Raw genomic sequence first — 5,263 nt, 5'->3', positions numbered from 1 at the left:
ATTCTCTCCCATTGGTCATCACGCAGGGCATGTCGTCTTGTCATGGTGGCTAATCTCAGATTTCTAGAAACACAATGAGTATAGCTTATTCTAAAATAACGGTTCTAATTGATGACACACCCTAGTAAGGTAGTTAGTAATCACACTATTTTCGTACGCTTTAATAATAAATTTCTTGAAATAACGTCATAATCATTGAATACTATCGTCTGATTCAATTTTTTATAGGCAAAATAATATGAGTAACTTTAGTGATGACTTCGACGATGATGAACTTACTGACCCTGAGAAGCAACGTAAAAATGATATAGCTCAAGCAAAAGCTAAACAGGGTAGATTTGATGGCGATGATCTCGAGGATCTCGAGGATCTACCAGACAGTGCGGTTACTGAAAGCAATCGAACCAGTAGAGATTAATGACAGAATTTTGTTTCATACTTACTTACCATTACAACTATAATTTGTGAGACTTATGATTAGAGCAATCAATTAGTTGTACTATATTTAAAGATGGCTCAGCAGTTCTTTCATATATTGAGGATAAAAATATTTAGTTAGAAAATTTCTGCTACCTATTATCCGATTCTAAAAAAAGAATACATAGCTAACTAAGCTAAGTTGATAAGAATTATTCAAGCATTAAGTCTATTAAAAAATCAGCCGACTCACATTCAAGTGAGTCGGCTGATTTACTTACTAAGCCGACCGTTCGTTAATCTTACTATTAATCCACTCTGCAATCTCACTTGCTACCCAAGCTACCCTCACTTGTGTCAGTTGCAGCTTTTTAGGGAACGTTCGATCATATTGATCAGAATCTACGTCGCCCATTGCATAGATAGTTGAGCGGCTGATACCTGTATATTCTATGACTTTTTTGATGCTAAGTAGCTGCGGTATATGATTGCATTGCTCGATTACTGGTTGTGTATTGGCGTTTAAAGTTTCCATGATTATCTCCTAGTAAGTTAACGAGAGCGTCATCTCTCATACAGTTAGGGAGTCCTATATTTTTTTACGGCATCCTGTACAGTCCGACCTTTAGCCTTGAGAGAAACGATAAAAAAAGGAGCTGAATCATCAGCTCCTTTTTATGTCAATTATCTGCTTTCATGAATTTAACTTACCGCTGTCACGCTTTGCCGTAGTCCTTGCTCAATGCTAGTCACGTTATGAGTCGCTAACCTGTTTTGATAGTTCCCTTGCTGATCACTACTGACGTCATCTGTCTCTACTGGATAAAACTCTTCGACCACATCAAGTAGACCATCGCTATCAATCTCAAAGCACGAGTTCACATAGCCAAGCTTCGCGGCTTCCTCTAATGCCGCTTGATCAAAGCCATGTTCGCTCAGTTCATTATCAATCGCTCTGGCATGTTGTACCGCATCTTTAAGCGTCACACCATCACGCAAGGTTAGATCCACAAAGTAAATCGGTGTGCGATAGCTTTGCGTGGTGCTTTTGCCTCTCAAGGTTAATTGCAGTGGCAGACATGACAACCTATTGCCTGATACTGCTGCAAAGTAGCTAAGCCTTGCTGCAAGTGTACGAATGCTATTAAAGCCTGTGGTGCGAAAGATAAATGTACCCAGCTCATCGTCCTCAGACAGATTAGCGTAAAGTCTTCCATACGGCTTACAGGCACCGCCTTGCGCCAGTGGACATCTATCTGGTGACGGGTAAGGAAGCAACTCAACGCCTTTGTTAGTGCGACGCTGACACTGCTCACCGTCACCAACGCATAACGGGCGTCCGGTCTGCCGATCAAACAAGGTGTACTCAGCTCGTAGGTTTAATTCAGGATCGTTGAACAGCATGCGCACCGGTATTTGTCTGAGCTTGCCTTCATTGTTTTCGCGTAGCTTTTCATCGAGGGGATGATTGATCCAGCCATCCTTATTTTGAACTTGGCTAGTAATCGTGAATTGATCGTCTTTAGCAGGGAGGCGTTTGCCATCCTTTTGAATGACACGTCCAATGCTGATACGACCGAGTACGGGTGGGGTTATGGTTAGACCTTTAATCATGGTGATATTCCTTATATGTTTTGTTTAGCCATAAAAAAGCCCACCTATGACGGGTGGGCGTTTATGCGCTTATTTGAGTAAGTGGTGTAAATTATTAATTATGGTTAATAGCTGAGTATTAGCTTATCCATCATTAAGAATCACAAAGCGTCTACTGCCTTGACGGGTTTTACTAAATGTAGCTAATAGCTCAGGATAGGCTTTGATAACCGCTTTGCTATCAAGACTGATACTGTCTTTAGAGCGCTTCCATGAAATAGCCCCTTTCTCGAATACCGCAATCTCATTCTCGGCAATTAGCGTTTGCAGCTGATGCTTCACTTGGTCATGGCGTTCTTCTAGTTCCTGCATGTATTCGCGGTAGCTCAGCAGTTGCTCAAACAATTTATTAGCTCCATTGTCATCTCGCAGATCAACCTTGCTGGATGGCTCAGGGGTTGGATAAAGCTGCTTTAATGCTCTTGCTGCAGATTCTGAATGATCAGGCGTTGGCGGGGTGTCGGTTTCAATATACTGCCAGAATAACCGCTCATGCTCGATGATGGATGCAATCAAGCGCTCATCACGCTCAACTTTAAATATCTTAGCTTCTTGACCACATAGCAGCACGCAAATATGCGCAGCCGTTTTACCTGTGACCGCCAACTGATGCTGCACTTGGCAAGTGACATACAAAGGCACGCCATGCTTCCAGAGCTTGGCACCATGTTCCCCTGCGGTTTTACATTCGAGTATCTGTGCCTCTGTACACCCTGTAATGGCATAGTCTAGATTAGCCAGCATAAAGTGCTTATCAGGATCAGGATGCTGCAAGATGGCGTTGACGCGGCGCACCTTATTACCTGTATGCTCTTGATAGTACTTAGCGACCATTGGCTCTAAAGTATTGCCCCAGTACAGTGGTGAGTATCCTTCGATGCCATTATTATTACTGGCATCAATGTCTGAGCTCATGCGTCCAGTCTTAATCATCCATAGCTCAAGCATAGACAAGTAAGGATGGATACCACAGGCGGCAGCAGCGTCAGAGCTGCCAATGCCTTGCTTGCGAAATTGTAGCCAGTCTTCATGACTTAACGATTTGGTATTAACCAAACGCTTAGGTATGCTTGATTGATTAGCAGACGATTTAACCGTTTTACCTTCTGCCTTAGGCTTTGGCAACTCTTCGCTATTGTGCCGAGCGTTTAGTGGAATCTTATTCTTAACGGTGGCACGCTTAAGTCTTGGCTGAGTTGTATTATTTAATGCGATTGTGTTCATGATGAACTCCTTCGTTAGATTTTTTTTTGGTTAATACTATTTATTAAAAAGACGGCATAAAAAAACCACGCTCAAAGGCGTGGTTGATTCATTCAGTTAATACAGTATCTATGCGACTAGGCAATTAAGCGTAGCGCTTCATCCAAGCTTTTATCTTTGAGCTTCGCCCCTGCTCCAAACCAAGCTGAGTCTAAGCGATGATCTTGTGACATAGCACGGCGTTCATGATCAACAAATTCTGTCATCGCAGACAGCAGGCCATAAGCGGTATCTTTAGCAGAAGCTAAGTCCGCGCCGCGACCTTGACCATTAAACATAGTCATCACCTGATTCATTGCACGGGCATTAGGTACCGCTTCTTTCTCCTTCTTAGCGGTATTAAACAGAATAAGACCATCGTCTTTGACATCATTGAATACTCGGTTTAAATAATTGGCCGCTTCTGCTTGCGTCACTCGTCTATTGGTGAGCTGCTTCATCTCATAATTAAACGCATCCCACTGGCTGACGGATACACCCAATTGCTGCTTGACCTTGTCCGCATCAAAGGTAGTGCTGTGCGGTACTTTGACCACACTGCCGTTACCATTAGCTAAGCTGATGGCTAAGGTGTTATTACACACCACACGGATATTGGTGAACTGCGCTGTGGTGGCAAGCGTTCCATCACAAGCGGTTGCAAGCAGCAGATAGCCATGACTGACATCACCTCCACGTAATGTTGCTGATTGACCGGTACGAGCGAGTGCCCAGAACTTACGACCGCCTTTTAACACACCTGCCGTTTCCAATTCAAAATCCGCTTGTTCAGTGAGATCACGATAGAACTCTAAGATCTCACTTGGTTGCACTTCTTGATAGCGTTGACTGACTACGGATAACGGCTCTAAATTATCAGAGCGGTACAGTACCTTGTTGTTGTCAAAAGGCATAATGAGGTTTTGGCCTTTATCATTGGTTGCCATGTAGCTAACATCGGATGATTCAATACGCCAATCCATACCCGCTTCACGTGCCCAGACTTCAATAGGCTGCTTGGGTGATAATTCTTGGCCTAAGCCATGCCATGCCATGCCATGCCAAGGGGTATCACCGACGTATGCCATTGATTCGATTAAATGTGCCATGTTACTGCTCCTTGATATATTTAATGGTTTTACTTAGTTGGTTGTAGGGGTGCTTTAGATCGTGAAGGTTAATAAGCAGGTATGACATGAATAACGGGGTGTTGCTGCTAGAGTAATCAAAGGTGGCTGCTGTCGCTTGTCTTTAGCCAAGCTGATTGCAGATGCCATGGCAGACCCTATCACCACACCGATCGCTGAATTGATTTTGTAGTACTTGCAGATACTTATGCCAAGCTCTGAAAGTGTAGATTGTGAGCACAGTTGCTCAAAGAGTGTAAAGCGACTGTCACTAGATACATCGCTTGTGACGTTTGATGAATGACAGTGAGGGCAGATTGGTCTCATAGAGAACTCCTTTTTTATTGTGCATAAAAAAAGGCCTGCAATGAAGCAGACCTTTAACTAGGATAAATGAGTGTTAAACAGACAGGTAAGCGAGGCTACCTGTCTTATCTCATAGGGGTACTATATAACTGAGATTATTTTGATATGGGTGGCAGACCTCGGCGTTTGGCTGTGCGGAATGTGCCGTGTCCAAAGGTGCGCATGTTTGGCACCCATAATTTAAGTTGCTGCTCATGCTTACTTGGTTTTGTTAGGTATAAAGCTGACGCTACCGCATTTTCAACTTCCTTAGGATTATCACGATGGATCATGCCAATACCCAATTTGCCGTTTTGCTCATACTGCTGCTTAGTCTCTGCATCATGATAGCTATAGTCAGTTCAAAATAAAACTGTTATGGCCAGGACAAATATCATAAAATAATTTAGATAAGTCGTTTTCCATCCAGCCTTGGCGTAGAAACTTCACCTGAGCCCATTTTTTCTCGATAGGGTTCA

At 43.2% G+C, this 5,263-nt stretch carries 7 protein-coding genes; 1 reads left to right on the top strand and 6 read right to left on the bottom strand.

The window, feature by feature from the left end; all coding sequences use genetic code 11:
* The first annotated feature begins 238 nt into the window (after window positions 1-238).
* Complete coding sequence (locus tag WAZ74_RS09645) at window positions 239-418, top strand: hypothetical protein (protein ID WP_422308087.1); 180 nt, start codon at window positions 239-241, stop codon at window positions 416-418.
* Between the two features lie 279 nt (window positions 419-697).
* Here the strand turns inward: WAZ74_RS09645 and WAZ74_RS09640 are convergent, their stop codons facing one another.
* The 6 genes from WAZ74_RS09640 to WAZ74_RS09615 form a co-directional block, all read right to left on the bottom strand.
* Complete coding sequence (locus WAZ74_RS09640) at window positions 698-952, bottom strand: helix-turn-helix transcriptional regulator (RefSeq protein ID WP_422308086.1); 255 nt, start codon at window positions 950-952, stop codon at window positions 698-700.
* 167 nt (window positions 953-1,119) lie between these two features.
* A complete protein-coding gene (locus WAZ74_RS09635; RefSeq protein ID WP_422308085.1) occupies window positions 1,120-2,031 on the bottom strand; it encodes a hydrolase or metal-binding protein in 912 nt (303 codons plus the stop codon).
* A 123-nt stretch (window positions 2,032-2,154) separates the two neighbouring features.
* Window positions 2,155-3,294, bottom strand: a complete 1,140-nt coding sequence (locus tag WAZ74_RS09630; RefSeq protein ID WP_422308084.1) for a YqaJ viral recombinase family protein — start codon at window positions 3,292-3,294, stop codon at window positions 2,155-2,157.
* Window positions 3,295-3,410: 116 nt separating this feature from the next.
* Window positions 3,411-4,421 (bottom strand): DUF932 domain-containing protein, encoded by a 1,011-nt coding sequence (locus WAZ74_RS09625; protein WP_422308083.1) that lies wholly within the window; start codon window positions 4,419-4,421, stop codon window positions 3,411-3,413.
* Window positions 4,422-4,475: 54 nt separating this feature from the next.
* Window positions 4,476-4,766, bottom strand: coding sequence for a hypothetical protein (locus WAZ74_RS09620; RefSeq protein WP_422308082.1), 291 nt, complete (start codon window positions 4,764-4,766; stop codon window positions 4,476-4,478).
* Between the two features lie 134 nt (window positions 4,767-4,900).
* Entirely contained in the window at window positions 4,901-5,077 is a 177-nt protein-coding gene (locus tag WAZ74_RS09615) for a hypothetical protein (protein WP_422308081.1), read from the bottom strand.
* Window positions 5,078-5,263 lie beyond the last annotated feature (186 nt).

Source organism: Psychrobacter sp. (assembly GCF_049295055.1).
Taxonomy (GTDB): domain Bacteria; phylum Pseudomonadota; class Gammaproteobacteria; order Pseudomonadales; family Moraxellaceae; genus Psychrobacter.
The sequence above is the reverse complement of the archived record's forward strand: the minus strand, read 5'-3'. Positions and strand labels throughout refer to the sequence as shown.

Coding starts and splice junctions, on each gene's coding strand:
- WAZ74_RS09635 (WP_422308085.1), bottom strand. CDS start 2,031: ATGATTAAAGGTCTAACCATAACCCCACCCGTACTCGGTCGTATCAGC.
- WAZ74_RS09645 (WP_422308087.1), top strand. CDS start 239: ATGAGTAACTTTAGTGATGACTTCGACGATGATGAACTTACTGACCCT.
- WAZ74_RS09630 (WP_422308084.1), bottom strand. CDS start 3,294: ATGAACACAATCGCATTAAATAATACAACTCAGCCAAGACTTAAGCGT.
- WAZ74_RS09620 (WP_422308082.1), bottom strand. CDS start 4,766: ATGAGACCAATCTGCCCTCACTGTCATTCATCAAACGTCACAAGCGAT.
- WAZ74_RS09625 (WP_422308083.1), bottom strand. CDS start 4,421: ATGGCACATTTAATCGAATCAATGGCATACGTCGGTGATACCCCTTGG.
- WAZ74_RS09640 (WP_422308086.1), bottom strand. CDS start 952: ATGGAAACTTTAAACGCCAATACACAACCAGTAATCGAGCAATGCAAT.
- WAZ74_RS09615 (WP_422308081.1), bottom strand. CDS start 5,077: ATGATCCATCGTGATAATCCTAAGGAAGTTGAAAATGCGGTAGCGTCA.